Below are 26,028 nucleotides of genomic sequence, written 5' to 3'. Positions count from 1 at the left end.
TCGAATGAAAGCAACCACGCTGGCCGGACTGGCTAAGCGCGCAGGCGTTGGCGTCGCAACCGTGGATCGGGTCCTGAACGATCGAGGGGGCGTCTCGCCCGCGATGACGCGAAAAGTGCTGCAGGCGGCCCGGGAGGCGGGCTTAAAACGTATTCTGCCGGAGGAGCATCGCCACAGCTGGCAGATAGAGGTCATCCTGAGCGGCAACGGCTCATTCTTCTTTCAGCAGCTGGCGCAGGAGTTTGCCCGTCTGGCAGATGCGCTGGGCTACCGGCGGGTCCGGCTGCATCGCACGCTTATCCCGGAAGATGCGCCGGAGAAGCTGGCGGCCCATATCGATGCCGGCAGTAAAAGAATGGACGGGCTGATTGTTTTTGCCCACGCCAGCCCGCTGATTTATCAGGCGCTGGCCAGCTGCCAGGCGCGGGGCGTGCCGGTCATCACGCTGGTGAGCGATCTGCCTGACGCGCCGCGGCTCTGCCATGTCGGTATCGATCAATACAAAGCGGGACGCACGGCGGGCCTGATGCTCGGCAGCATGGCGGCCAGTACAGGGGATGTGGTGCTGATCAGCGGTCGCGCTGACTACCTCGCGCACCAGCAGCGTATTGAAGGTTTTCAGCAGGTGCTGGCTGAGCGCTTTCCGCAGCTGCGACTGCGTGAGATCCTCGCCGGCCAGGACGATCGCGAACGCATCAGCCGGCTGCTGGAAAAAACGCTGGCGGGATCGCGCCAGATCGCCGGACTCTATAACACCGGCATGGGCAATACCCAGATTTATGAAGCGCTGGCGCGCCACCGGCTGTGCGGCAGCACGGTTTATGTGACGCATGAACTTTATGCAACTACGCGCCAGCTGCTGCAGCAGCGCATCCTGACCCTGACCCTCGATCAGAACACGCAGCGCCACGCTGAACTCGCTCTGACCCTGCTGCTGCGGCATCTGGAAGAGCGCGAGCAGCCTGATACTTACGCGCCGGGCAAAGTCGACTTTATGCTCTATACCCAGGAGAACTGTACCTGATCCCGCAAACCCGCTCACCGCCAGCGCGGTTAAATCGGCGCGGAATTGCGCTGCTACACTCAGTGGCAGCGCAACGCTCACGACCATAAGGTGAAATGACGATGTCAGATAATCAGTATCAGCCCGCAAAAGTCTGGACCTGGGAACCGGAAGCCAAAGGCAATGGCGCCAGCACGAACCGCCCTGCCGCTGGCGCCACGCATGAGAAGGCGCTGCCGGTCGGGAAGCATCCGCTGCAGCTCTACTCGCTCGGTACGCCAAATGGTCAGAAGGTCACTATTCTGCTGGAGGAGCTGCTGGCGGTGGGCGTAAAAGAGGCGGAGTATGACGCCTGGCTCATCCGCATTGGTGAAGGCGATCAGTTCTCCAGCGGTTTTGTTGATGTGAACCCTAACTCTAAAATTCCGGCGCTGAGCGACCACTCCGTGACGCCACCGCAGCGGGTGTTTGAATCAGGTAATATCCTGCTCTATCTGGCGGAGAAGTTTGGCTACTTTATTCCGGAAGATGTGGCGGGCCGCACTGAAACCCTGAACTGGCTCTTCTGGCTGCAGGGTTCTGCACCCTATCTTGGCGGCGGCTTTGGCCACTTCTACCACTATGCACCGGAGAAAATTGAATACGCCATCAACCGCTTTACGCTGGAAGCGAAGCGTCAGCTGGATGTGCTGGATCGCCAGCTGGCGGATCACCGCTTCCTCGCAGGTGACGCCTATACCATTGCGGATATCGCGACCTGGCCCTGGTATGGCAACCTGGTGCTGAATGGCCTGTATGGTGCAGCAGAGTTTCTGGATGTGCAGGCTTACACCAACGTGGTGCGCTGGGCGAAAGAGATCGCAGAGCGTCCGACGGTAGTACGCGGACGTAAAGTTAATCGCGCCTTTGGCGCTGAGCCGCAGGATCAGCTGCTGGAGCGGCATGACGCCAGCGATTTTGAACACAACACCGAAGATAAACGTCAGGCACGGGGAGAGAAGTAATGACCGCTTACATGGTAATGATTAAGGATGAGACGCTGGACAAAGATGAGCTGACAACCTACTCACAGAAAGCGGGCGACGCGCGTGGCGATCATCAGATCACGCCGCTGGCTTTTTATGGCGAGCAGGAAGTGCTGGAAGGCCGGGATGCCGAAGGCGTTGTCGTTCTGGCATTTGCCGATATGGACGCCGCGCGCGCCTGGTATCACAGTCCGGCTTATCAGGAAGCGAAAGCGCACCGCGTGAAAGGCGCTAACTACCGCGTTATCCTGGTCAACGGGGTCGCATAACGCGCCGACGCCAGGCAGACCGGCTGCCGGTCTGCTGATGTGCCCGGCGGCGTGATGCTGCGCCGGGCACCCTCATCTACACGCCGCTTTCATTCTCCAGCTTTTGCCGTTTGCGCAGATGCGGGAAAAGCGTCATCCATACGGCGACCACTATCAGCGTACCTATTCCGCCCAGCGCGGCCGCCGGTACCGCCCCCAGCCATGCGGCCAGCAGGCCAGATTCAAACTCCCCCAGCTGATTGGACGTATTGATAAAAATAGCGTTCACGGCGTTGACGCGACCACGCATATCATCCGGCGTATCGAGCTGGACCAGCGCACCGCGGATCACCATACTGACCATATCAAATCCCCCCAGCGCAGCCAGCGCCAGCAGCGACAGCCAGAGCTGAGTGGAGAGCGCAAACAGCAGCGTCGCCAGACCAAAACCGGCTACCGAGCCAAACATAATCATACCGACGTGCTTCTCCAGCTTATTACGGCTGAGCCAGACGCCCACCACCAGCGCTCCGACTGACGGTGCGCCGCGCAGCATGCCCAGCCCCCACGGCCCGGTATGCAGAATATCCTGCGCAAAAATCGGCAGCAGCGCCGTGGCCCCGCCCAGCAGCACGGCAAACAGGTCAAGCGAGATCACGCCCAGCACATCTTTGCGCTCGCGGATAAAACGCACGCCAGCGAACATATTGGTCAGATTCATCGGCATGCGCGACTGCGGCGGCCGCGCATAGCGCAGACGGCTAATCAGTACAATAGAGAAGAGATAGAACAGCGCGGAAACGCCATACACCACTTCAGGCCCGGCGACATAAAGCAGGCCGCCCAGCGTCGGGCCGACGATCACCGCCGCCTGACCGCCTACTGAACTGGCAGCCATCGCACGGGCCAGAACCGGCGGCGGCACCAGCGCCGGCAGCATAGAGGTGATAGCCGGCCACTCCAGCGCCTTTGCCACTGAGATCAGAAACACCAGTCCCCAGATCTCAACGCTTCCTGCCCAGTGCAGCAGCGTCAGCGCCACCAGCCCAAGCAGCGCTGCCCACTCAATCAGTTGTCCCACCAGAACAATGCGACGACGGTCGTGCTGATCGGCCAGATGACCAGCCGGCAGCGCCAGCAGTACCGAGGGTAAAAACTGCATTAAGCCGATCATACCCAGCGCCAGCGCACTGTGTGTCAGGGCATAGATTTGCCAGCTGACCGCAACTGAAAACATCTGAAAGCCGAATGACGAGCAGGTGCGCGCCAGCCAGAAAGCCACAAACGGTCGATGCCGCAGCAGAGAGTCTTCTGCAGCAGAGCTTTTTATACCTGTCATACGATCCCATCCTGAAATGATTAACTGATTAGCGTCATTGCACTAATCTGGTCAGAAGCCAGGCAGTGACTTCTGTTATCGTTTTGTCTCTCTGAGCGTGCGTGATATCACTCTGGCAGGCAATGGCAGGTTGTGCGCTTTTGAAACAAAAACTTAACTGCCTGGCAGATAAACATTGGTCTCTATATATCAGGAGAGTGATTGTTATTGATTGAATACCGGTATTGATTTATTGATTACTGAATTAACAGCTTAATTATCCCTTTTAACGCCAGGAATATCTCTGTATCAGAGACAGGTAAAAAAAGGTGATTTAACACTCTCTTTCGATCTATATTAGCCGCCGGTAAATTTCAGTCATAACACGCATTTATAATAAAACATATCTTTCCGGTTAATAATTTTTTTGCAGAGATACATGAAAAACAGTACTTATAATCCTTATGTTACTGAGCGTATTCATCGCTTTGACAACACGCTGTGCGGCGTGTGTTATTCAGCACCCTTTATGCATTGCGAGCAGGACGCTGATACATTACTTAATGGACATAACATAATTGCTTTGCATAATCAGTTGCCTGATACCCCTGAACTAATAATTATTCCGCTGGCGGGAAATAGCCTGATGGAATTTTTACGTGCCCCGGAAAATTATCCGATGCTGCAGGCTGCCCACGTCCGTCTGGCAATTGATTATGCAGGGCTGCTACAGGGTGGTGCCTCTCTGCTTGCCGTTGCGCACCACTTCTCATTCTGGCTGTGCGATCTCGCGCCGCCGGGAACAGAGTGGAAAAAGATCGTGGCGTTTCCATTTAGCGGTGTGGTTTTATCCGAGGATTTTTTTAACGATAATTACCTCAAGTTCAGCTTTCCGTTTTTAATTGAGTCTCTGAGAGAAAGAGAAGCAGACGTTATATTACGCACCGCACAGCTGACGCTGAATAGCGAACATTACCAGCGCCTGCAGTTAAGCGGCTGGCAGCAGCAGCGCACACCCGGCACGCTTTTTTAGGGTAACCGTTTACACAATCTGCTACTTCGCGGCGCAGCCACCTGATTTGATCGGAATTAACGCCGCTATTCCGCCATAAAATGTCGTGTGATTTGGTCCGACAGAGTTAAAACCGCTAAAAAAAGCAAACTCGTTAACGTTTTTAAGATAAAATTTAACGCAAAGGGATCATCTGGCGTCACGGAAGAACGCTGCGTGAACATTTCTGCTCACTTCGTACTCTATGTCGGGAAACAGCCTGAAGCGTTGTTTCCTTTGTTTTTCTATGGCAAAGAAAGAGGTCAATATTATGGGGAAAGCTTCCTCATCTTTTGGCGTAATCCGCCTGCTCACGGTGCTGTTCGCACTGCTGACGGGCGCGTTTATGCTGGTTGGTGGCATTTGGTTAGCCACCATTGGAGGTTCCTGGTACTACGTTATTGGCGGTGTGATGATGCTGATCACCGCTGTTCTGCTCTGGCGTCGCAGCAGCGCCGCGCTGCTGCTGTATGCGCTGCTGCTGCTTGGCACGCTGATCTGGGGCGTATGGGAAGTCGGCTTTGACTTCTGGGCGCTGGCACCGCGCACCGATGTACTGGTGATTTTCGGTATCTGGCTGATCCTGCCTTTCGTCTATCGCACGTTCAATCCTGCCGGCAGAGGCGCGATGCTGGTGGCGCTGATTGCCAGCGTACTGGTTCTGGCGTGGGCTGTTTTCCACGATCCGCAGGAGCTGAATGGCGAGCTGCCCGCTGCAGCGACCACCCCGCAGACTCAGCCTATCAGCAATATTGCTGATGCTGACTGGCCGGCGTACGCGCGCGATCAGCAGGGTACCCGCTTTTCTCCGCTGAAGCAGATCAATGCCAGCAACGTCAAAGAGCTGCAGGTTGCCTGGCAGTTCCAGACCGGCGATCTGAAAAATGCTAACGATCCGGGTGAAATCACTGATGAAGTGACGCCGATTAAAATCCGCGACACGCTCTATCTCTGCTCACCGCATCAAATCCTCTTTGCGCTGGATGCTACAACCGGTAAACAGAAGTGGAAGTTTGATCCGGCTCTGAAGCAGAATCCGACCTTCCAGCACATCACCTGCCGCGGCGTTTCCTATCATGAAACCCCTGCAGCAGCGGATAGCGCGGCAACTCAGCCGGCACTCTGCGCACGTCGCATCTATATGCCGGTCAATGATGGTCGTCTGTTTGCTCTGGATGCGGAAACCGGCGAACGCTGCCCGGCATTTGGTAACAACGGTGAGCTGGATCTGCAGCACAAGCAGCCGGTTACCACCCCTGGTCAGTATGAACCGACCTCACCACCGATTATCACCGATACCACTATCGTGATCGCCGGTGCCGTAACCGATAACTACTCTACCCGTGAGCCATCAGGTGTCATCCGCGGCTTTGACGTCAACACCGGCAAACTGCTGTGGGCATTCGATCCGGGCGCGAAAGATCCTAACGCGATTCCGGAAGATGAGCACACCTACACCCTGAATTCACCGAACTCATGGGCACCGGCGGTTTACGATCCGAAACTGGATATCGTTTATCTGCCAATGGGCGTCTCTACCCCGGATATCTGGGGCGGCAACCGTACGCCTGAGCAGGAGCGTTATGCGAACAGCGTTCTGGCGCTGAATGCCACCACCGGTAAGCTGGTCTGGTCTTATCAGACCGTGCATCACGACCTGTGGGATATGGACCTGCCTTCTCAGCCGACGCTGGCTGATATCACCGACAAAGATGGCAACACCGTTCCGGTGATCTACGCGCCGGCGAAAACCGGTAACATCTTTGTGCTGGATCGCCGCAACGGCAAGCTGGTTGTACCGGCACCGGAAACCCCGGTTCCGCAGGGCGCAGCGAAAGGTGACCACGTATCACCGACGCAGCCTTACTCTGAGCTGACCTACCGTCCTAAGCAGAATCTGACTGACAAGGATATGTGGGGCGCGACGATGTTCGACCAGCTGGTGTGCCGCGTGATCTTCAAGCGCCTGCGCTATGACGGTCCGTTCACGCCGCCGTCTGAACAGGGTACGCTGGTCTTCCCGGGTAACCTCGGTATGTTTGAATGGGGTGGTATCGCCGTTGATCCACATCGTCAGATTGCCATCGCTAACCCAATGGCGCTGCCGTTTGTCTCGAAGCTGATCCCACGCGGACCGGGCAACCCGGCTGAGCCACCGAAAGGTGCGGAAGGCGGCTCCGGTACTGAAACCGGCGTGCAGCCACAGTATGGCGTGCCGTTTGGCGTTGAGCTGAATCCATTCCTGTCACCTTTCGGCCTGCCGTGCAAACAGCCAGCCTGGGGTTATATTTCTGCGGTGGATCTGAAAACCAACGAAACCGTGTGGAAAAAACGCATTGGTACCGTGCGCGACAGCGCGCCTCTGCCGCTGCCGTTTAAGATGGGTATGCCTATGCTGGGCGGCCCAATCACCACGGCGGGACACGTTGCCTTTATCGGCGCAACGGCAGATAACTACCTGCGTGCGTTTGATACCAACACCGGTGAAATGCTGTGGCAGGCGCGTCTGCCAGCCGGTGGTCAGGCAACGCCGATGACCTATGAAGCGAACGGCAAGCAGTACGTTGTCATTGCAGCTGGCGGTCACGGTTCGTTTGGCACCAAACTGGGCGACTACGTGGTTGCCTATGCGCTGCCTGATACGAAATAACCTTTCGTAACAGCAGAATAAATCAGGCGGGCCGGTGGCCCGCCTTTTTTATGCGCTCTGTCTCTCCTGCACCACGCCGCGTACCAGTAAAGCACACAGCGCCATCATCAGCGCGGTGAGCAGAAACACCGGCTGCATACCAAACGCTCCGCTCACGATCCCGCCGCAGAGCGGTCCGGTCACCTGCCCGGCATACTGTGCCGAGGTCGCATAGCCCAGCATTTTTCCCGTCTGCTGCTGCGGGACGTGGTGGCGTATCAGCGCGGTAATGCAGGGCAGCAGTCCGCCCAGCGCCACGCCCATCAGAAAACGCAGGCCGGTAAGCTGCCATACGTGGCTGATAAACGCCTGCGGGATCAGCAGCAGCGCGCTGGCCGCGAGCCCGGCAAGCAATACTCGCCCGTGCCCGATGCGGTCCGCCAGCCGCCCGGCCAGCGGCGCAGCAAGAATACTTCCCAGCGCCGCCGCCGCCATCACAATCCCGGCGTTGACGGTTATCGCGTGCTCGCCCTGCACAAACTGCGCAATATAGAGCGTGATAATAGGTTCCACTGACATCGTGGCAAACATCATCAGCATGGCCGTGAGCCACATCAGTCGCACCACCCGAAGATTCGCCGGCGGCTCATCAGCGGCCTGCCCTGCCGTGGCTGCGCCTTTGGGCTGCCGCGGTGCCTCTTTCAGCAGACACGCCGTGCCGAGAAACGCGAGGAAGATCGCCGCGCCCGTCAGCCAGAAGGTGTGACGGATGCCAATCAGCGGCGGCAATATTCCGCCCAGCAGCGGCCCCGCGACGTTGCCCGCCATAATGCCTGCTGAGAGGATACCCAGCGCCCAGCCGGTGTGGGCTTTTGGCGTCTGCGCAGCGACCAGAATCGTGGATCCGGAAGCGTATCCCCCCAGCAGCCCGGCCAGCAGGCGCAGCGCCACCAGCTGCCAGGGTGCGGTGGCCATACCAATCAGCGACATGGCTATCGCCATGCCGAGGCTGGCGCGGATCAGCATCAGTTTGCGTCCGTAGCGATCTGCCAGCCGGCCCCACAGCGGCGCCGTCAGCGCGGCGCTCAGAAACGTGGCCGCATAGGCGGCACCCGACCAGCGGGCGATCGCCGCCGGCTCCTCAACCCCAAGCTGCTGAACATAGATCGGCAGAAACGGCAGCAGCAGCGTCATGGCGACGATAGTGGTAAATGACCCCAGAGTGCAGACCAGCAGGTTGCACTTCCAGTGTTGCTGTTCAGCTGTTAATGATACTGAAGCGTGTGACATACCCTCTCCCGGCGGTTGTTTTTATCAGGCTACCTGCGCGGAGAGAGAGAAAACAGAGGGTGCCGGAGAGTTACCTGCCAGCCTGCCACTGTTGCCAGCGAGCAACAGTCAGGGCACCTGCAGTGCGGTGATCAGCGCATCGCAAAGCTGTGTAACCGGAGAGGAGGGCTGCGGCTGCTCTTTCAGCAGCAGGTAGCTGTGAAAGCGGTCCATTTGCCAGTCGCTCAGCACCGGCTGGATATCGCCGCGCGCCAGCGCCTCACGCGTCATATAGGAGGGCAGATAGGCAATGCCGCCGCCGGCCAGCGCCGCGTTAAGCAACGCCATGCTGTTGTTAGCGCGGAAGCGGCTGCGCACCTCCAGCGCCAGCCGCTGCTTATCACGCCGGAACGGCAGAGCGGCGGTATGGGCCGGCCCGTGGAACAGCAGCAGGTTGTGGCGCGTCAGGGTACGGGGATGATCAATCAGCGGATGCGCGGCAAGGTAGCCGGGCGTAGCGTAAAGGCCCCAGTCGATGATACTGAGTTCGCGCCAGGCGCCTCCCTGCGGCGCGCGGCTGCGGACCACAATGGCGACATCGGCATCGGGGTGAGGGTCTTCGCTGGTGGTGAGATCCAGATCCACATGCAGATGAATATGCCGGCGAATAAAGGCGTCCACCACCGGCGCCACGCACTGGCAGCCAAAGGTTACCGGAGCCTGCAGGCGAAGATTGCCGGCCGGCAGCTGGTGCAGCTGCTGCACAAACGCATCCGCCTGATGCAGCTCATCCAGCATGCGCAGGCAGAATGGGTAGTACGCCTGCCCGTGGCCGGTCAGCGCAACATGACGTGTGGTACGCTGCAGCAGTTTGATCCCCAGCCGCACCTCCAGCCGGGCAATTTCACGGCTGACATAGGATTTGGAGACGCCGAGAATACGCGCGGCTTCGCTGAAACTTTGTTGCTCCGCCACGTGCGCAAACAGCAGCATGGCTGTCAGATTATCACCAGGGTTCATGGGTCCGGCTGTCAGAGAAACATAACCCGCAGCTTAAAAGGTATTGCGCCGTTCTGCACCCGATTTTCTTTCCGCTGCTGGCCGGTCATACGGCGACGGCAAAAGGCAGCAGCAGCCGCTCCGGCTCAACGCGACGCTGACGACGCAGCTGGCCTGGCGTAATGCGAAAATAATTTTTAAAGGTGCGGGTGTAGGCCTGCTGCGTATCAAAACCGTAGTTCATGGCGACCTGTAAAATGGCGTCGTCGCTGTTAAGCAGCGTTAATGCCGATTCAGTCAGACGGCGCTGGCGGATATACTCAGCCAGTGAAAAACCGGTGTGCTGACGAAACAGACGCTGCAGATGCCAGCGTGAATAGCCCGATCGACGCGCCACCTCATCCAGATGCAGATCGTGACCTAAGTTATCTTCAATCCACTCCAGTAAACTACGGATAAACTCTCGCTGATTCATCGCACCCTCCGGCTTAACAGACTGTTCCTGAAGAGCCACTGTAGCGCAGGAGATTTATCCCTTAATTAGCGAAGAATTAGCGCAGAATTAGCAAAGCGCGCAGCGGTAAAATTCAGCGGTGATAATTTTTCGCTAAGAATGCAGCGTTACACTGCCCCACACTGATAAGGAGACTCCATGCGCGTGCTGCTGGTAGAAGATGATGAGATGATTGGTGCCAACCTGCAGCAGGCCCTGGAAGCCGCAGGCTGGTCGGTGGACTGGGTGCGCGACGGCCGGTTTGCCTCGCACGCCTGGTCGGAAAGCAATTACACCTGCGTGCTGCTCGATCTTGGCCTGCCGCGTGAGGATGGTATCGACGTATTGCGGCGTGCCCGCGCCCGCGGTGATATGACGCCGGTGCTGGTGCTGACCGCCAGGGACAGCGTTGCCCAGCGCATTCAGGGGCTGGATAGCGGCGCGGATGATTATCTGCTCAAGCCCTTTGATCTGCAGGAGGTGCTGGCACGTATGCGCGCTATCACCCGACGCCGCCACGGTGCCGCCGACTCACTGCTCGGCAGCGGCGACGTGCAGCTGGATATGATGACGCGGGAAGTGCTCTATAAGGGCCAGCGTGAACAGCTTACCGCTCGCGAATATGCACTGCTCTATGCGCTGCTGGAGCGGCCCGGCGCGATCCTTTCACGCGAACAGCTGGAGAATCGCATCTATGGCTGGGGCGAAGAGGTCACCAGCAACGCCGTTGATGTGCTGATCCACGGCATGCGGCGTAAACTGGGCAACGAAGCGATTCGCAACGTGCGCGGCCTTGGCTGGCGGGTACCGGCACAATGAAAAATTTTACGTTTCTGCGCTCCCTGCGCAATAAGCTGCTGATGAGCCTGGTGCTGTTGCATCTGGCGATGATTGGTGGCGTGACCTGGTACTTTTTCCACTGCTACGGCGACATGATGGGCTCAATGAAGGACGATCAGCTCGCAAAAGTGGCCGACGTCTGGTCAGCCAGTCAGACCATGCCCGCGCTGATCCCGACGATCCTCGATCAGGACCGGCTCAAAAGCGCTTACATCGTCCAGCTGTGGGATACGCATAATCAGCTGCGTGCCAGCTCGTGGCCGGCGCTGAAAGCCCCGCTGCAGGCGGTGCACGGCTGGTCCGATTTACGCCTTGGCGACTGCGGTGACGATTGTGAATGGCGCGTCTATACCCGCCCTGGCGAAGCGGGCAGTGAAATCGGCACGGTTCAGGTGCTGCACAATATCGGCTATATGAAAAGCCTGATGGTAAAACGCGTGCTCTCGGCGGTGATCCCGCTGATCCTGATGATGCCGCTGTCGCTGCTGCTGATCTGGCTGATCGTACGTGCCATTACGCGCAATCTGCTGGTGGCATCCCGGCAGATCGCGGCGCAGGAGAGCCTGCACCCGCATACGGTATCGCCGGATGGCCTGCCTGACGAAGTGCTGCCGCTGGTCGCCGCCTATAATGCGCTGCTGGATAAACTGCGCGCCGCCTGGTCCGCCCAGCGGCAGTTTCTGGAGGATGCCGCGCATGAGCTGCGCACGCCGGTCACCGCCGTTACGCTGCAGCTGGAGAATCTGCGCCAGCATATTCAGCCCGGCGAGGCGCGCCGTCAGTTTGATCAGCTGGAAGCGGGCGTCAGCCGCACCCGTCATCTGGTGACGCAGCTGCTGGATGTGTCACGTCAGGAGGATCGGTCCGCGGTGCCGGTCGCGGAAACGATCGAACTCGACGATCTGCTGAAAGAGAGTATTGAGCAGCTGATGGTGGTTGCCGATAAGCGCGGCATCGATATCGGCTATAGCGGCAGCACGCGTTACCGGCTGCAGGCCAGCCGCTCTGAGCTGCGCACTCTGTTTGATAACGTCATCGGCAACGCAATGCTGCATACGCCAGAAGGAAGCCTGGTCGATGTGCTGCTGCACCGCACAGGCGATCGTACGGTGGTCGATATCGTCGATAACGGTTCCGGTATGCCGGAATCGTTTCTTGAGCGGGCGTTTGACCGCTTTACCCGTTCACCGGACGTGCAGGCGCAGGGCAGCGGTCTCGGCCTGTCGATTGTGCGCAGCGTGGCGCAGAAGCATCAGATGCAGGTGGCGCTCTCTAACTGTCTTACCCCTCAGGGCGAGCGCTGCGGACTGCGGGTGCGGGTGACGTTGCCATAGGGGCTGGCGCTGAGCCGCGCGGGGCTGATTGCGGCAGCGCGCGGCACCGGAGGGGTTCCGCCCGCCAGCGCAGGGGTGCGCTAAGCAGTGCGCGGCACTGAGGGGGTTCCGCCCGCCAGGCTTCTGGCAGTTTCAGCGGCATCTCCGCACGCGGACGGGCTAAGGGGCGGGTGGGCGCGCCCCTTAGCAATCCGCGCCCCGCGCCGTCCTCGCGAATTCCCGGGCTTATCCCTCCGGCCTTAACGGACCGCGCGGATTCGCTCCTGCTCACCCCGCGCTCTCGCCGGCGTCCTGCCGGCTCGCCCTGGCCGTCACTCTGCGCCCGGCGCTGCGGATAGCGCCCCTCCTCCCCGCCTGCAAATTCTTCGTTTCTTTTTTAAATTTGGTTTGGTGTGCGCAGAGGCTTCTCTACAGAACCTTCAGCCATAAGACACTTGTTGAAGAGAAAAAAAGCAGCAGCCGGGGGAACCGCGCAGCGGCGGACGGGGCTGGCGCAGGGCCGGGGAGTGCAGAGGGCGCGGCCAGGCGTCCTCTGCCCGGTCGCCGCGCCGGGGCACAGGCTGCTGCCGGCGCTGACGGCGAACGGAACCGCCCCCGGGCCCCGTAGCGAACGGAACCTGCCCCGGTGCAGCATCGCCGTGCCGGGGCGCAGGCAGCCGCCACGGCTGACGGCGAACGGAACCGCCTCTGTGGCGAACGGAACCGGCGCTTAACCCGGAACCGGTGCCCGTAGCAAACGGAACCGGCGTCCACGCCCACTCCCAATCGTATCTCTTCGCGACCACGTAAACGGTTGCGGAGTTCCGTTCGCTGCAGATAGAATATGTGACAATTGTCACAAAATAACTGAATCCTATTGCAACACTTTTTGACAAATGTGATGAAAATCTATTTTCTAACGCTCTGTTACAGGCACATTACGCGGGCCTGAAGGCTGGCAGTCAGCACGCGTTATCGCCGCATACTGCTCAATACCCGGGAACGTACTCATTCGATCGTGGCATCTCTGCGGCGATCCTCAGCAAGTGGTCAAACAATAATGAAATTTAAATCGTTGATAGCAGGTGCATTACTGATTGGTAGCGGAATGGGCGCAGCGCAGGCAGAGAGCGACCCGCAATATCTGTCTGACTGGTGGCATCAGAGCGTAAACGTGGTGGGCAGTACCCATACCCGTTTCGGGCCGCAGTTTAATAACGACGTCTACCTGGAATATGAAGCCTTTACCAAACAGGAGTGGTTCGATTTTTACGGCTACATCGATTTGCCAAACTTCTTCGGTGCGGGCAACAGCAACGCCAATGGCATCTTCGATCACGGCACGCCGCTGTTTATGGAAATTGAGCCGCGCCTGTCGCTCGACAAGCTGGCGGGCACCAGCCTGGCATTCGGTCCGTTTAAAGAGTGGTTCTTTGCCAACAACTATATCTACGATATGGGCCGCAACAGCGACAACCGGCAGAACACCTGGTATATGGGTCTCGGTACCGATATCGACACCCACAGCGATGTCGGCCTCTCGCTTAACGTTTACGCCAAATATCAGTGGGAAAACTACGGCGCGGCCAACGAGAACAGCTGGGATGGTTACCGCTTCAAGGTAAAATACTTTGTGCCAATTACCGACCTGTGGGGCGGCAAGCTGAGCTATATCGGCTTCACCAACTTTGACTGGGGCTCCGATCTGCGCGATAAATCTGACCGCTCGCGCACCAGTAACTCTGTTGCCTCAAGTCATATTTTATCACTGAACTACGACCACTGGCACGTCTCTGCCGTTGCGCGTTATTTCCATAACGGCGGTCAGTGGGCGGATGGTCAGGAGCTGAATTTCGGCAATGGTCCGTTTGAAGTGAAATCAACCGGCTGGGGTTACTATCTGGTGGCAGGTTACAACTTCTAAGTGCGGCAGTTTTGCCCCGCCGGATGCAGTGCCGGAGGGGCAAAAACAGAGGCGTTAATCCTGCGACTTCACGACGTTGATACGCCACGGAATGTTGAACTTATCGATAAACATGCCGAAGCCGTCTGACCAAAATGTTTTCTGCCATTCGGTCGTGATTTTGCCGCCAGCAGAGAGTTTATCAAACCACTCTTTGCCCTCTTTCTCGTCAGTGGTTGCCAGGCTTACCGCATAACCCGCGTGCTCAGACGCCGGTGGCTTGCTGGTATCGCCGTCGCTCAGCATCAGCTCGCCCTGACCAATCTGCAGATGTGCATGCATGATTTTTTCCGGTGGCAGCGGCGGTGCGGATTTATCGCCCACCTGCTCTCCCTGCTCCGGATTATCGCCGAAGGTCATTTTTTGCAGCACTTTGCCGCCGGTGGCCTGCAGGTAAAATTCGATGGCTTCTTCACAGCGACCATACAGAAACAAATAAGGACTTACTTGCATCGTTCCCTCCGCTTATCAGTTAGTGAGCTTTTGCACTCACCACTAAGTGTAGACGATCGCGTTCAGCCCCCGCCCGCGCTGGCTTTGGCTGATCCGTCGCTGTTTTTCGCCCATAAAAAATCCGGGCACCAGGCCCGGATAATTAACGCTCCGCAGGCGCGCTTACTTCTCTAATGCGTGGATATCCGCGCTGCCCTGATAAGGCTGTACCGTTTTATCCTTACGCTGCTTCGCCACGTCGCCAGCCGTTACGCGGGTGGTAACGCCGTTGCCCCAGCTGCTGCGAATAAAGTTCACCACATCCGCAACCTGCTGGTCGCTGAGACGCCAGCCAAATGCCGGCATGGTGATGGCCGTCGGCGCGCCTTTCACGCCTGGGAGCGTACCGCCCACCAGCACAATGTGGATCAGCGAAGCCGGATCGTCAGCCATCACGACCGGGTTGCCGCGCAGCGCCGGATAGAAGCGCTGATAGCCTGAACCGTCAGTTTTATGGCAGGCAGCACAGCTGTCTACGTAGACTGACGCGCCCGGCTGGCTGTCATCGCCGTGCCACAGCGCTTTCGCTACCGTATCATCCGGGGTAAATACCGCCTGCTGCGGATCTTTGGCGCCCAGCGACTTCAGATACTTCGCAATCGCGCTGATATCCTCATCGCTGAGATGCTGCAGGCTGTGTTCCACCACCTCGGTCATACCGCCAAACGCCGCGGTGTGATCGTTACGGCCAAAGCGCAGGAACTGCTTCAGCTCCTCTTCGCTCCAGCGGCCCAGCCCGTCACGGTTGTCACCGCGCAGATTGCTGGCGGTCCAGCCATCAATCGGTGCGTTGCTGCCGGCAAGGTAGTCGCTGCCGTCACCGTTGTTCAGCGCTTTCTCCTGCATCGTAATGCTGCGCGGCGTATGGCACGCTCCGCAGTGTCCGAGCCCTTCAACCAGATAGCGTCCGCGCGCCAGCGCCGGATCTTCCTGTGCGGCAGGCTGGAACGCTTTCACGTCCGGTGCAAAGATGCCGCGCCAGATCGCCAGCGGCCAGCGCATGGAGAGCGGCCAGGGAATGTCGCTCTCTTTGTTCGCCTGGCTGACCGGCGCCACGCCGTGCATAAAATAAGCGTAAAGCGCTTTCATATCCTCGTCGCTGACAACCGCATAGGAGGGATAAGGCATCGCCGGATAGAGCGTATCGCCATTTTTCGCTACGCCATGACGCACTGCTTTCTGAAAGTCGTCATAGCTGTAGTCACCAATGCCGGTCGCTTTATCAGGTGTGATATTGGTGGAGTAGATGGTGCCAATCGGCGTCGCCATTGCCAGTCCGCCGGCAAACGGCTTGCCGCCGGCCGCGCTATGGCAGGCCACGCAGTCCCCGGCGCGCGCCAGATATTCACCGCGTTTGATCAGTGATTCGGCGGCCACATCGTCAGCCAGCGCGCTGAACGTCAGGGTGCCCAGCATCAGGGCCAAAACTGATTTCATCATCGTCATGTTCCTTATGCCTGTACCAGCGGACCCGGGTTTTTCAGATACTGTTCGCGGATCGCTTTCGCTGACCAGTAGCTCAGTGCAGCGACCATACCGGTCGGGTTATAGCCCAGCCCCTGCGGGAAAGCTGACGCCCCCGGCACAAAGACGTTGGGCACATCCCAGCTCTGCAGATAGCGGTTGACCGCGCTGGTCTGCGGATCTTCACCCATGATCGCACCGCCGCTCATATGTGTGGTCTGATAGGAGGTCGTATCAAAATGGGTTCCCGGCGCTTTGGCGGAGCCGATAATGGTTTTCGGGTTCATCGCCTCGGTGATCTTGCGCATCTTGCCAATCATAAACTGCGCCATTTTGATGTCGTTATCCTGCCAGTCAAAGGTCATACGCAGCAGCGGCTGGCCGTACGCATCTTTATAGTTGGGATCGAGATCGAGATAGTTAGCGCGATAGGACTGGTGCGCACCGTGCGCATCCATGGAAACATGGTGCGTATAGGTATCGGCTACCGCCGCTTTCCACTGGCTGCCCCAGCCTGGCGTACCGGCTGGCACCGGCACGCCGGAGATAGGCTTGGTGCCGGCCTGGTTAACCCAGAAAGGAGACCCGCCAACAAAACCGTGCGGCCCGTGATCAAAGTTGTCCGCGTTAAAATCATCTACCGCCACACCCGCCCCGCCTGCGCCGATAAACGGGTTGGTGGTGGTGTTTTTATCAAACAGCGCTTTCAGCGTGGAGAGATTCTGATAGGCGAAGTTGCGCCCCACCACGCCCTCATTAGTGATCGGATTATAAGGTTTGCCGATCCCGGAGAGCAGCATCAGATGAACATTGTGGAACTGGAAGGCGGAGAGGATCACCAGATCGGCCGGCTGCACCACTTCACGTCCCTGACCATCAAGGTAGGTCACGCCGGTAGCGCGCTTTTTATCATCGGTCAGATTGACGCGCAGAACGTATGAATTGTTGCGCAGCTCAAACTTCGGCTCCTGACGCAGTGCCGGCAGGATATTGACGTTAGGCGACGCTTTGGAATACATGTAGCATGCGTAGCCGCTGCAGAAGCCGCAGAAGTTGCACGGCCCCATCTGTGCACCATAGGTATTAGTATAGGGTCCGGAGGTGTTCGCTGACGGCATATCATAAGGGTGATAGCCAACCGACTCCGCCGCCTGCGCAAACAGCTGCGCAGAGTAAGTACGCTTCTGTGCCGGCAGCGGAAAGTCGCTGGAGCGATCCGGCGCAAACGGGTTGCCGCCGTGCGCGTTATTGACCACTTTGCCCTTGATTGACCAGGCGCTGCCGGAGGTGCCAAACACCTTTTCGGCTTTGTCGAAGAACGGTTCCAGCTCATCGTAGCTGACGCCAAAATCCTGAATGGTCATGCCTTCCGGAATAAAGCTTTTACCGTAGCGCTGCTCATAGTGGCTGCGCAGATTCAGCTCAACCGGATCGACGCGGAAATGCACGCCGGACCAGTGCAGGCCCGCACCGCCGGTGCCGGTGCCGGGCAGAAAAGCGGCCAGCTGGCGATAAGGTACCGCGGTCTGCGACGCATCGTGACGGATAGTCACGGTGCTTTTAGAGAGGTCCTGAAACAGCTTTTTGCGAACGTTGTAGGTCAGTTCATCAATCGACTGCGGATAAGAGCCGTCCGGATAGGTGTCGCGATGCGGACCGCGCTCCAGCGCAACGACGTTAAGACCCGCTTCGGTCAGCTCTTTCGCCATAATGGCGCCCGCCCAGCCAAATCCCACAATCACTGCATCAACTTGTTTTAATTCGTTTGCCACGCTTACGCCCTCGCTCCGCGAATGTCGACTGACGGGAACGGATAACGTTCACCGCGCTCTACCCAATCCATAAAGTCGGCGCGGGCGCCCGGGAAGCCAATCAGCTTCCAGCCCACCATGCCCTGGTTGCCGCCATGAATCGGGTCGCAGAAAAAGCCTTCGCGGGTATTCTGCAGCAGGTAAGAGAAAAAGGTTTTTGCCGGCAGCTGGGCAAACTCAGCCTTACCGGTTTCGAAGGCGCTCAGCAGCGCATCCTGCTGTTCGCCGCTCAGGCTGGCGAACACCTTGCCATGCTGTTTCTGACTCCAGGCATTGGCGTCGGCAATGCCTAAGCGATAAATCTGCTGCGGCACCAGCGGCAGCTGGTAGCCCAGCTCTTTCGGCATATCCGGGTGAAAAGGTCCCTGCATATACCAGTTGCTGCCGGTGGCGTAAGGCGTATTCATCTGACGATCGATAAATTCCGGTACGCCTGCTTCCAGCGCGCCTGGCCCGCGCTCGTCGCTGGGGATCAGCCGCGCCACGGCGGCGGTGATGAAGGCAAACTCTTCGGCGGTAAACCAGCCTGGCTGATAGTCGCGTGCCGGCTGCGCTGGCGCTGCTGCATCGCTGGCAGCAGCAGGCGCGACCAGCACGCCCATGGCGGTTGAACCGACCGCCATAGCGGGTGCGAGGGTGATCGTCCTCAGCAGGAAATCACGACGTGAATGACCCTTTTTTTGTTCTGACATGACATTGCCTCAGTACCGCATATAATGCGGCATGGAAGGTTAAGTAGTTGCGTTGTAATGGTTTTTATTCTTGACTTAAGGGATACAGCACGTTTGTTACCGGTAACAAGATGACAATTGTAACACCGAAACGGTAACGAATTTAGTTTTCCGAAACAATTACGCACAAAATACTTAACATTTTCCCGCGCTGGTTTACATTCCGGCGATGGAATTGTCATGCCCGGAAACAACCCACTACAGACAGATAAACAGAAATAGCGGTATAAACGTGTCTACACCACAGCGGAGTGCTTATGTTTAAATCCTTTTTTCCGCGGCCCGGCGCATTTTTCAGCTCGGCAGCGATTTGGAGCGTGCTTGTTATTTTTGCCTGGTTTGGCTTTTTCAGCGACCTGCCGGCGCGCTGGCCCGCACTGCAGGCCGCGATGCAGCAGCCGCTGCCTACCAATGCCAGCCGGTTTATTCACGCCAGCCAGCTCTGGTTTTACGGCTACTACTGGTCTGCGGTTGCGCTGTTTGCCCTGGCGTGGATGATAATCGATCGCCATCCGTGGCAGCGCTGGTCGGTCTGGGGCACGGCGCTCATCATCTTTGTCACCTGGTTCAACGTCCAGGTCAACGTGGCGGTCAACGCCTGGTATGAGCCGTTTTACGATCTGATTCAGAAAGCGCTGACCAAAGCGGGTGCCGTACAAATTAACCAGTTTTACAGCGAAATCAGCGACTTTCTCGGCATCGCGCTTATCGCCGTGACGATTCTGGTCGCCAACGTCTTTTTCATCAGCCACTGGATTTTCCGCTGGCGTACCGCGATGAACAGCTACTACATGCACAACTGGCAGCGTCTGCGGCATGTGGAGGGGGCGGCACAGCGTGTGCAGGAAGATACGATGCGTTTCTCCACCACGCTGGAGGACTGGGGCGTCAGCTTTATTAAGGCGATCATGACGCTGGTAGCGTTCCTGCCGGTGCTGCTGGCGCTGTCGAAACATGTGAAAGATATACCGATTCTCGGTTCGATACCCTATGGCCTGGTGATCGCCGCTATTCTCTGGTCGGTGTTCGGCACCGCGCTGCTGGCGCTGGTCGGCATTAAGCTGCCGGGACTGGAGTTCCGCAATCAGCGGGTGGAAGCGGCCTACCGTAAAGAGCTGGTCTATGGCGAAGACGATCCGTCGCGCGCGTCACCGCCCACGGTGCAGGCGCTGTTCAGCCGGGTGCGCTACAACTATTTCCGGCTCTACTTCCACTACCTCTATTTCAACGTCACGCGTTTTCTCTATCTGCAGGTAGATAATGTCTTTGGCGTGTTTCTGCTGTTTCCGGCGATCGTGGCCGGTGCGCTGACGCTGGGCCTGATGAATCAGATCCTCAACGTGTTTGACCAGGTACGCTCCTCCTTCCAGTATCTGATCACCTCCTGGTCGACGCTGGTCGAGCTGATGTCTATCTACAAGCGTCTGCGCAGCTTTGAGCAGATCCTGCAGGATATCCCGCATCAGGAGATGCTGCGCGAGGCGGCGAAAGAGCCAGCCGGCGAGTAACGGCATCCTGCGCCCGCCTTCTGCATGGCCGGGAAGGCGGGCGCAGCCTGGTGCGGTGTCACCCTGGCAGGCAACTCAGCCTGCCATCACCTGAAACACTTTCTCTACCGCATACGCACCGGGATCTTTTACCCCATCCAGACTCTGCTGGTTGAGATAGGCTGAGCGTCCCGCTTTCGCACTGTTCATCTGCGCCGTAGCCTCTGCGCCCTGCGCCGCCGCCTGCGCGGCCGCCGTCAGCGATTCGCCCGCTACCAGTTTTTCCAGCGCCGGCTGCAGCGCATCAATCAGCGTGCGATCGCCCGGCTGCGCGCCGCCATAGTGCTTCATGCGCTCCAGCCCCTGCATCAGCGCCTCCGGCAGTGAGCTGCCCTCTTCCAGATGCTGTCCGGCGGAGGTAAACAGAATCGACATCAGTACGCCGCTGGAGCCGCCCATCGCCCCTGCCAGCTGCTCGCCAATCAGCGCGATCAGCGTCGGCAGCTCGTTCAGCGGCAGCTGCTTCTCCTGCAGCGCGCGCTGAATACGCTTTGCACCCGCAGCAAACGTGGAGCCGGTATCACCATCGCCGACCTTTGCGTCCAGCGCATTCAGTTCACTCTCCAGATCGATGAGCGTCTGCGTAACGCGCGTGATCCAGCCCGCCACCTCATCATTTTCAGAGGGATCGAAGTCGAGCGCGCTGCTGACTTTCTCTGCCGTCTGCAGATTGATGGGCGCAAACTCATAGGGCGCAACCCAGCCCTGCACCTGAACCGGTGCCTGCAGCGCCAGCAGGAACGGCTCTTCCAGCGCCAGCACGGAGAGTGAAAAGCCTTTCATATCCAGCGCGCTGACCAGCGTAGCGGGACCGATAAGATGGGTAATACGCGCGGCCAGCGGCGTGCGCAGGACTTCACGCGTCAGCAGCGCCAGCTCCAGCTGCGAAAAACCGCCTAAATTGTTGATAAGCAATAGCGCCAGCTTACCGTCCGGCAGCGCCTGCGCCAGTTTATCCGTCATCAGAGCGGTGATTTTTCCGCTGTCCTGCGTATCCAGCGTAATGACCCCCGGCTCGCCGTGGATCCCCATACCGAGTTCACTGTGGCCTGGCGCCACGCGCGCTTCGCGCTTCTCACCCGGAAGATGGCAGGTCGCAAACGCCAGACCAATAGAGAAAACAGACTCAATCGCCCGCTGCGCCAGCGCCTTCACCTCCTGCAGTGAATGCCCGTGCTCAGCCGCGTAGCCCGCAATCTTATGAACCAGTGCGGTGCCGGCGAGACCGCGCGGCTGCGGGTTTTCAGGCAGCGCAATATCATCCTCGACCATGACCAGTTCTACGTGATAGCCCAGGTTTTTGGCTTTCTCAGCCGCCAGACCAAAATTAAGGCGATCGCCGGTATAGTTTTTAACGATCAGCAGACAGCCCGCGTCACCGGTCACGTTGATAATGGCGTTAAGCACCGCCTCCACGCTGGGCGATGCGAAAATATCACCGCAGACGGCCGCAGTCAGCATCCCTTTGCCGACGAACCCGGCGTGCGCCGGCTCATGGCCCGATCCGCCACCTGAGATCAGCGCCACCCGGCTTTTATCCCAGTCTGAACGCACCACAACGCGGATATCATCGCCCAAATCGAGACGACGCAGGTTACGCCACGGCGTGCTGAGTAAAATACCTTCGATGGCTTCGTTAATCAGATCGTTCTTTTCATGCATAAAAAACTGGCTCATCGCTTTTTTCCCCCTGGTGTAGTTGTCACTAAAGGTAGCGCATCTGTGCAGAAAACCGTCAAAGCAACGCGCGGAAATGCAAAGGGCGGCACACGCCGCCCCTGAATCAGAAAAAGCCCTGCCGCTGCACCTTAGCCATGCTGCCTGACGCGCGTATAGATGGTTACCGCCGCCAGCAGCATCATGACGCCGCTTGCCATAAAGACGCCGCCCGCGCCCTGCAGGTCAAACATCCAGCCGCCGGCCGCCGCGCCCGCCGTGATCGCCAGCTGAATGGTCGCCACCAGCAGTCCGCCGCCCGACTCTGCATCATCAGGCACGGCACGCGAAATCCATGCTGACCAGCCGGTGGGCATGGAGCCAAATGCCAGTCCCCATAGCGCCACGCCGGCTCCCACCAGCCACGGCAGCTGCGCCATTGCGGAGAGTACCACCGCCGTCACGCTCATCAGCAGCGCCATGCCGGTCAGCGTCAGCGAGACGCTGCGCGTAACCAGCACGCCCGCCAGCGAGGTGCCAAAGAAGTTAGCTATTCCAAACGCCAGCAGCGCGAGCGACAGCTGATTAACGTTAAGCTGCGCGCTGCCCTCCAGATAAGGTCGCAGGTAGGTAAAGAAAGCAAAATGTCCGGTAAACATCAGGATCACCGCCAGCATGCCCCAGCGCATGACGCCCTGGCGCAGCAGATCAAGCACGCCGCCGCTTTGCGTCCGGTTTTCCGGCGGCATTGCCGGCAGCGTGAAGAACTGCCACAGCAGCGCCAGCACGCCCAGCAGCCCCGTCATCAGAAAAATGTTGCGCCAGCCAATCACATCGCCGAGATAGCTGCCGAGCGGTGCCGCAATAATTGTCGCCAGCGAGATGCCGCTAAAGACAATTGATAGCGCGCGCGGCACCTGCTCCGCCGGCACCAGTCGCATGGTAATGGCGGTTGACAGCGTCCAGAAGCCGCCAATCGCCATACCCAGCAGCACACGTGCCAGCAGGATCATCGGCAGACTGTCCGCCAGCGCCACCAGCAGCGCCGAGGCGATAAGCAGCAGGGTAAATGCCAGCATCACCAGACGACGATCAAACCGCCGCGTAAGCGTGCCGATCACCAGACTGGTGAGCAGCGCAACCAGCGCGGTTACCGTCACCGTCTGCCCCGCCTGACCTTCGCTGACCTGCAGCGACGCGGCTATCGGCGTCAGCAGGCTAACCGGCAGGAACTCAGCGGTGATCAGGCCAAACACGCCAAATGCCATGGCAAATACCGCGCCCCACGCGGGTTTTTCTGCCACCGCACGGGCAGCTGTCAGTTCAGTTTCCAGACTCATTTGCGATCCCCATCACAAAAAAATAGTTTCGCTAAGGATAGAGCGCTGCGGTAAGACGATCTATGATACAGAAAGTTTATTAGTTGATAATTCGTCTGGATTGCGATGAGCCGTTATGAAGATTTAACCAGCGAGCTGCTGATGGGCATGCGCCTGTACGGCGTAAAATATCAGCGTATTGCGCTGCATGCGCCTTTTGGCCTGCAGTATGACGACGCGCCTGGCCGGGCGCAGCTGCATTTTGTCGGGCGCGGTACGCTGCTGCTGCGCGCCGCTTCCGGTACGATCTATCCGCTGCAGGCGGGCGATGCGTTACTGATCCCGCACGGAAAAGCGCATGCGCTGATCTCAGATGAGACGGCGCACTGTGAACCGATCACCACGTTTAACAGTAAGCCCATCTGCCCCAGCGTCTGCGCGATCAACGATGCGGCAGATGCCGATCTCTGTCCGGCGGATAGCGATGTGATCCTGTTCAGCGCCTGCATGGCGTTTGAACTGGGCGGTATGCAGCCGCTGGTACACACCATGCCGGATGTCATGCTGGTCAGCACCCTGCTGGGACAGTATCCGGAAATCCAGCCGATTCTGGACGCGATGGAGCGGGAAACCCGCCAGCGCAAAGCGGGCTTCGCCGGTATTCTGTCGCGGCTGGCGGATGTGGTGGCCGCGCAGATCGTGCGCGGCTGGGTAGAGAACGGCTGCGGCGCCGGCAGCGGTCTGGTCCAGGCGCTGCGCGATCCGCGCCTGAGCCTGGCGATGGCGGCGATGCACCGTGCGCCGGGAGAAAACTGGACGGTGGAGCGGCTGGCGCGTGCGTCCGGCAGCTCGCGCTCGGTGTTTGCTGCCCGCTTTCAGAACGCCACCGGCATGACGCCGCTGCGCTATCTTACCGAACTGCGTATGCGGCTGGCGAAAGAGCGTATCGTTGATCAGGGCGAGGCGGTAGAGAGCGTTGCGTTTGAGCTTGGCTACGGATCGCTGGCTGCGTTCAGCCGCGCCTTTAAACGGATTACGGGCACGTCACCCGGCGCGCTGCGCGCCGGGCGGGAAGTGGCATAAGCGTTAGCGAAAGACGCTAATCGCCTCAACCAGGCGGTTCGCCTGATGCGCCATGCGGGTTGAGGCTTCTGCGCCTTCAGCCACGCGCGCGGCGTTTTGATGGGTGATATCATCCAGATCTTCTACCGCCGTGCTGACCTCGCTCAGCGCCGTGGCCTGCTCGGCGGTGGCTGCGCTGATCTGCGCAATCAGCGTCGTCACGTTCTGCACCTGGCTGACAATATCCTGCATGGTGCGGCCGGCGGCTGCCGCATAGTCGTTGCCTGACGCTACGCGGCTGGCGCTGGTCTCTACCAGCGTTTTGATTTCGCTGGCGGCTTTTGCGCTGCGCTGCGCGAGATTGCGCACTTCACCCGCGACTACGGCAAACCCTTTACCCTGCTCACCGGCCCGCGCCGCCTCTACCGCCGCATTGAGCGCGAGGATATTGGTCTGAAAGGCGATGCTGTCGATCACGCTGGTGATGCTGGCGATGCGTTTCGCGCTGTCGGCAATATCGCCCATCATGCCTGCCATCTCCTGCATCACCTCGCCACCTTTGATAGCAGCGTGGCTGGTGGTGCCCGACAGCGCATTGACCTCGCTGGCGGTTTCCGTGTTGCTCTTCACGGTGGCCGTCATCTCATTCATGGTGGCGGCCGTCTGCTGCACGTTAGCGGCTGCCTGTTCAGTCCGGCGGGAGAGCTCACTGTTACTGCGCGCCATCGCATCACTGGCACTGAGGACGTTGATCGCCTGGCCGCTGACGTCATCCACCAGCCAGCGGAACATCAGCCCCAGCTGGCCGATGGCGCGCAGCGTCATGCCGATTTCATCCACGCGGTCGGGCTGATCGACTTTATGGCTGTTGCCGGTCGCCACGCTCAGCGCCTGCTGGCACATCCGCTCGATGGGGCGTGAAATTTGCTGCTCCAGCCAGAGGCTCGCCAGCAGCAGGCAGAGGGCCGTCGCAACGCTGAAGCCGCCGAGTGCCAGCGCCGTCAGGCCTGCCCCCCAGGCGCTGCCCGCTATCAGCGGCAGCAGCAGCGCCAGCGCTGAACGAATGCGCCAGCGCAGCGGCAGCGTTTTCAGCAGTGAGGTGGCGCGACGCCAGCCGCTGCCGATAATCAATCCTTTGTAAAAACAGCGTCCTTTGCTGCGCCCTTCGCGAAAATCGCGGTACAGGGTTTCAGCCTGCTGCACTTCCGCTGCTGAAGGTTTGGTCCGCACCGACATATAGCCGCGCACGCATCCTTCGCGTACCACCGGCACCGCATTGGCCCGCACCCAGTAGTGATCGCCATTCTTACGCCGGTTTTTCACCAGCGCGCTCCAGGGCTGCCCCTGCTTCAGGGTATGCCACATATCGGCAAAGGCTTCGGGCGGCATATCCGGATGGCGCACCATGTTGTGGGGCTGACCGTTTACCTCTTCCGGCGTGAAGCCGCTGACCTCAATAAAAGCGTCGTTGGCGTAGGTAATATGGCTGCTGAGATCGGTAGTCGACATCAGCGTCGCATCGTCATTGAAAACGAATTCACGCTGTGTCACGGGCTGGTTATTGCGCATACAGAGATCCCTGGTCAATTCAGGCTGATAAACATTATTCCGGATCTATCGGCTGATTAGCGGAACGACTTAAGCGCTGATGATTTATTTCTTGCTGCTAAAAAAGAGCAATTTTTATAAATAACTGTATTGAAGGGTAAAAACTGAAAGATGAAAACAGGATTATGCGTTGCGGCTCACACCATTATTTAGCCAGAATGGAGGAAACGGTAAATATTTACGGGCG

At 58.7% G+C, this 26,028-nt stretch carries 21 protein-coding genes; 10 read left to right on the top strand and 11 right to left on the bottom strand.

All coding sequences use genetic code 11. The features are described 5' to 3' along the window. Window positions 1–4: 4 nt before the first annotated feature. The 3 genes from F3J39_RS13305 to F3J39_RS13295 all read left to right on the top strand — a co-directional run bounded on the left by F3J39_RS13305 (window position 5) and on the right by F3J39_RS13295 (window position 2,297). A complete protein-coding gene (locus F3J39_RS13305; RefSeq protein WP_039382113.1) occupies window positions 5–1,024 on the top strand; it encodes a LacI family DNA-binding transcriptional regulator in 1,020 nt (339 codons plus the stop codon). 101 nt (window positions 1,025–1,125) lie between these two features. After that, window positions 1,126–2,007, top strand: a complete 882-nt coding sequence (yghU, locus tag F3J39_RS13300; protein WP_166714302.1) for a glutathione-dependent disulfide-bond oxidoreductase — start codon at window positions 1,126–1,128, stop codon at window positions 2,005–2,007. Further along, a complete protein-coding gene (locus tag F3J39_RS13295) occupies window positions 2,007–2,297 on the top strand; it encodes a DUF1330 domain-containing protein (protein WP_166714301.1) in 291 nt (96 codons plus the stop codon). The genes yghU and F3J39_RS13295 overlap by 1 nt, the downstream gene beginning before the upstream one ends. A gap of 76 nt (window positions 2,298–2,373) precedes the next feature. Here the strand turns inward: F3J39_RS13295 and F3J39_RS13290 are convergent, their stop codons facing one another. After that, window positions 2,374–3,615 (bottom strand): MFS transporter, encoded by a 1,242-nt coding sequence (locus tag F3J39_RS13290; protein ID WP_039382105.1) that lies wholly within the window; start codon window positions 3,613–3,615, stop codon window positions 2,374–2,376. A 418-nt stretch (window positions 3,616–4,033) separates the two neighbouring features. On the opposite strand from F3J39_RS13290, the gene F3J39_RS13285 reads away from it, so the two are divergent. Together F3J39_RS13285 and F3J39_RS13280 are read left to right on the top strand one after the other, a co-directional pair. Then, on the top strand, window positions 4,034–4,627 hold the full coding sequence (locus F3J39_RS13285; RefSeq protein ID WP_166714300.1) for a hypothetical protein: 594 nt from the start codon (window positions 4,034–4,036) through the stop codon (window positions 4,625–4,627). Between the two features lie 289 nt (window positions 4,628–4,916). Further along, window positions 4,917–7,295, top strand: coding sequence for a glucose/quinate/shikimate family membrane-bound PQQ-dependent dehydrogenase (locus tag F3J39_RS13280; protein WP_166714299.1), 2,379 nt, complete (start codon window positions 4,917–4,919; stop codon window positions 7,293–7,295). A gap of 48 nt (window positions 7,296–7,343) precedes the next feature. Here the strand turns inward: F3J39_RS13280 and F3J39_RS13275 are convergent, their stop codons facing one another. The 3 genes from F3J39_RS13275 to F3J39_RS13265 form a co-directional block, all read right to left on the bottom strand. Further along, window positions 7,344–8,564, bottom strand: coding sequence for an MFS transporter (locus F3J39_RS13275; RefSeq protein ID WP_039382099.1), 1,221 nt, complete (start codon window positions 8,562–8,564; stop codon window positions 7,344–7,346). Between the two features lie 108 nt (window positions 8,565–8,672). Continuing rightward, window positions 8,673–9,563: a LysR family transcriptional regulator gene (locus F3J39_RS13270; protein ID WP_071669146.1), complete on the bottom strand. Its 891-nt coding sequence runs from the start codon at window positions 9,561–9,563 to the stop codon at window positions 8,673–8,675. Between the two features lie 85 nt (window positions 9,564–9,648). After that, on the bottom strand, window positions 9,649–10,017 hold the full coding sequence (locus F3J39_RS13265; RefSeq protein ID WP_039382095.1) for a helix-turn-helix domain-containing protein: 369 nt from the start codon (window positions 10,015–10,017) through the stop codon (window positions 9,649–9,651). A 177-nt stretch (window positions 10,018–10,194) separates the two neighbouring features. Between F3J39_RS13265 and F3J39_RS13260 the strand changes: the two genes are divergently transcribed. The 3 genes from F3J39_RS13260 to F3J39_RS13250 all read left to right on the top strand — a co-directional run bounded on the left by F3J39_RS13260 (window position 10,195) and on the right by F3J39_RS13250 (window position 14,112). After that, complete coding sequence (locus F3J39_RS13260) at window positions 10,195–10,854, top strand: response regulator (protein WP_039382093.1); 660 nt, start codon at window positions 10,195–10,197, stop codon at window positions 10,852–10,854. Further along, on the top strand, window positions 10,851–12,209 hold the full coding sequence (locus F3J39_RS13255; RefSeq protein ID WP_071669147.1) for a HAMP domain-containing sensor histidine kinase: 1,359 nt from the start codon (window positions 10,851–10,853) through the stop codon (window positions 12,207–12,209). Before F3J39_RS13260 ends, F3J39_RS13255 begins: the two co-directional genes overlap by 4 nt. A gap of 1,039 nt (window positions 12,210–13,248) precedes the next feature. Next, the gene (locus F3J39_RS13250) at window positions 13,249–14,112 is read left to right on the top strand and encodes a nucleoside-specific channel-forming protein Tsx (RefSeq protein WP_039382084.1); all 864 of its coding nucleotides are present in this window, start codon (window positions 13,249–13,251) and stop codon (window positions 14,110–14,112) included. A 54-nt stretch (window positions 14,113–14,166) separates the two neighbouring features. On the opposite strand, the gene yjdN is transcribed toward F3J39_RS13250, so the two are convergent. From yjdN to F3J39_RS13230, 4 genes are all read right to left on the bottom strand, one after another. After that, on the bottom strand, window positions 14,167–14,604 hold the full coding sequence (gene yjdN / locus F3J39_RS13245) for a VOC family metalloprotein YjdN (protein WP_039382083.1): 438 nt from the start codon (window positions 14,602–14,604) through the stop codon (window positions 14,167–14,169). Window positions 14,605–14,766: 162 nt separating this feature from the next. Then, entirely contained in the window at window positions 14,767–16,083 is a 1,317-nt protein-coding gene (locus F3J39_RS13240) for a cytochrome c (RefSeq protein WP_039382082.1), read from the bottom strand. A gap of 11 nt (window positions 16,084–16,094) precedes the next feature. Then, complete coding sequence (locus F3J39_RS13235; RefSeq protein WP_071668433.1) at window positions 16,095–17,879, bottom strand: GMC family oxidoreductase; 1,785 nt, start codon at window positions 17,877–17,879, stop codon at window positions 16,095–16,097. 2 nt (window positions 17,880–17,881) lie between these two features. Continuing rightward, window positions 17,882–18,610, bottom strand: coding sequence for a gluconate 2-dehydrogenase subunit 3 family protein (locus F3J39_RS13230; RefSeq protein ID WP_094111316.1), 729 nt, complete (start codon window positions 18,608–18,610; stop codon window positions 17,882–17,884). Window positions 18,611–18,906: 296 nt separating this feature from the next. Here F3J39_RS13230 and sbmA point away from each other — a divergent pair, with 296 nt between their 5' ends. After that, window positions 18,907–20,157 (top strand): peptide antibiotic transporter SbmA, encoded by a 1,251-nt coding sequence (sbmA, locus tag F3J39_RS13225; RefSeq protein WP_094111315.1) that lies wholly within the window; start codon window positions 18,907–18,909, stop codon window positions 20,155–20,157. 75 nt (window positions 20,158–20,232) lie between these two features. On the opposite strand, the gene F3J39_RS13220 is transcribed toward sbmA, so the two are convergent. Both F3J39_RS13220 and F3J39_RS13215 read right to left on the bottom strand, forming a co-directional pair. Next, on the bottom strand, window positions 20,233–21,873 hold the full coding sequence (locus F3J39_RS13220; protein WP_094111314.1) for a dihydroxyacetone kinase subunit DhaK: 1,641 nt from the start codon (window positions 21,871–21,873) through the stop codon (window positions 20,233–20,235). 131 nt (window positions 21,874–22,004) lie between these two features. After that, window positions 22,005–23,192 (bottom strand): MFS transporter, encoded by a 1,188-nt coding sequence (locus F3J39_RS13215; RefSeq protein ID WP_094111313.1) that lies wholly within the window; start codon window positions 23,190–23,192, stop codon window positions 22,005–22,007. 105 nt (window positions 23,193–23,297) lie between these two features. On the opposite strand from F3J39_RS13215, the gene F3J39_RS13210 reads away from it, so the two are divergent. Continuing rightward, window positions 23,298–24,254 (top strand): AraC family transcriptional regulator, encoded by a 957-nt coding sequence (locus tag F3J39_RS13210; protein WP_094111312.1) that lies wholly within the window; start codon window positions 23,298–23,300, stop codon window positions 24,252–24,254. A 3-nt stretch (window positions 24,255–24,257) separates the two neighbouring features. Here the strand turns inward: F3J39_RS13210 and F3J39_RS13205 are convergent, their stop codons facing one another. Then, window positions 24,258–25,802 (bottom strand): PAS domain-containing methyl-accepting chemotaxis protein, encoded by a 1,545-nt coding sequence (locus F3J39_RS13205; protein WP_094111311.1) that lies wholly within the window; start codon window positions 25,800–25,802, stop codon window positions 24,258–24,260. Window positions 25,803–26,028 lie beyond the last annotated feature (226 nt).

Source organism: Pantoea sp. Acro-807, assembly GCF_011752675.1.
Classification (GTDB): Bacteria; Pseudomonadota; Gammaproteobacteria; order Enterobacterales; family Enterobacteriaceae; genus Pantoea; species Pantoea eucrina.
Note: the sequence above shows the minus strand (reverse complement) of the source record. Positions and strands in the feature narration are given on the sequence as shown.

Bases quoted from the DNA above. Each gene is read 5' to 3' on its own strand.
- F3J39_RS13305 (WP_039382113.1), top strand. From the start codon at position 5: ATGAAAGCAACCACGCTGGCCGGACTGGCTAAGCGCGCAGGCGTTGGC.
- yghU (WP_166714302.1), top strand. From the start codon at position 1,126: ATGTCAGATAATCAGTATCAGCCCGCAAAAGTCTGGACCTGGGAACCG.
- F3J39_RS13295 (WP_166714301.1), top strand. From the start codon at position 2,007: ATGACCGCTTACATGGTAATGATTAAGGATGAGACGCTGGACAAAGAT.
- F3J39_RS13290 (WP_039382105.1), bottom strand. From the start codon at position 3,615: ATGACAGGTATAAAAAGCTCTGCTGCAGAAGACTCTCTGCTGCGGCAT.
- F3J39_RS13285 (WP_166714300.1), top strand. From the start codon at position 4,034: ATGAAAAACAGTACTTATAATCCTTATGTTACTGAGCGTATTCATCGC.
- F3J39_RS13280 (WP_166714299.1), top strand. From the start codon at position 4,917: ATGGGGAAAGCTTCCTCATCTTTTGGCGTAATCCGCCTGCTCACGGTG.
- F3J39_RS13275 (WP_039382099.1), bottom strand. From the start codon at position 8,564: ATGTCACACGCTTCAGTATCATTAACAGCTGAACAGCAACACTGGAAG.
- F3J39_RS13270 (WP_071669146.1), bottom strand. From the start codon at position 9,563: ATGAACCCTGGTGATAATCTGACAGCCATGCTGCTGTTTGCGCACGTG.
- F3J39_RS13265 (WP_039382095.1), bottom strand. From the start codon at position 10,017: ATGAATCAGCGAGAGTTTATCCGTAGTTTACTGGAGTGGATTGAAGAT.
- F3J39_RS13260 (WP_039382093.1), top strand. From the start codon at position 10,195: ATGCGCGTGCTGCTGGTAGAAGATGATGAGATGATTGGTGCCAACCTG.
- F3J39_RS13255 (WP_071669147.1), top strand. From the start codon at position 10,851: ATGAAAAATTTTACGTTTCTGCGCTCCCTGCGCAATAAGCTGCTGATG.
- F3J39_RS13250 (WP_039382084.1), top strand. From the start codon at position 13,249: ATGAAATTTAAATCGTTGATAGCAGGTGCATTACTGATTGGTAGCGGA.
- yjdN (WP_039382083.1), bottom strand. From the start codon at position 14,604: ATGCAAGTAAGTCCTTATTTGTTTCTGTATGGTCGCTGTGAAGAAGCC.
- F3J39_RS13240 (WP_039382082.1), bottom strand. From the start codon at position 16,083: ATGATGAAATCAGTTTTGGCCCTGATGCTGGGCACCCTGACGTTCAGC.
- F3J39_RS13230 (WP_094111316.1), bottom strand. From the start codon at position 18,610: ATGTCAGAACAAAAAAAGGGTCATTCACGTCGTGATTTCCTGCTGAGG.
- sbmA (WP_094111315.1), top strand. From the start codon at position 18,907: ATGTTTAAATCCTTTTTTCCGCGGCCCGGCGCATTTTTCAGCTCGGCA.
- F3J39_RS13220 (WP_094111314.1), bottom strand. From the start codon at position 21,873: ATGAGCCAGTTTTTTATGCATGAAAAGAACGATCTGATTAACGAAGCC.
- F3J39_RS13215 (WP_094111313.1), bottom strand. From the start codon at position 23,192: ATGAGTCTGGAAACTGAACTGACAGCTGCCCGTGCGGTGGCAGAAAAA.
- F3J39_RS13210 (WP_094111312.1), top strand. From the start codon at position 23,298: ATGAGCCGTTATGAAGATTTAACCAGCGAGCTGCTGATGGGCATGCGC.
- F3J39_RS13205 (WP_094111311.1), bottom strand. From the start codon at position 25,802: ATGCGCAATAACCAGCCCGTGACACAGCGTGAATTCGTTTTCAATGAC.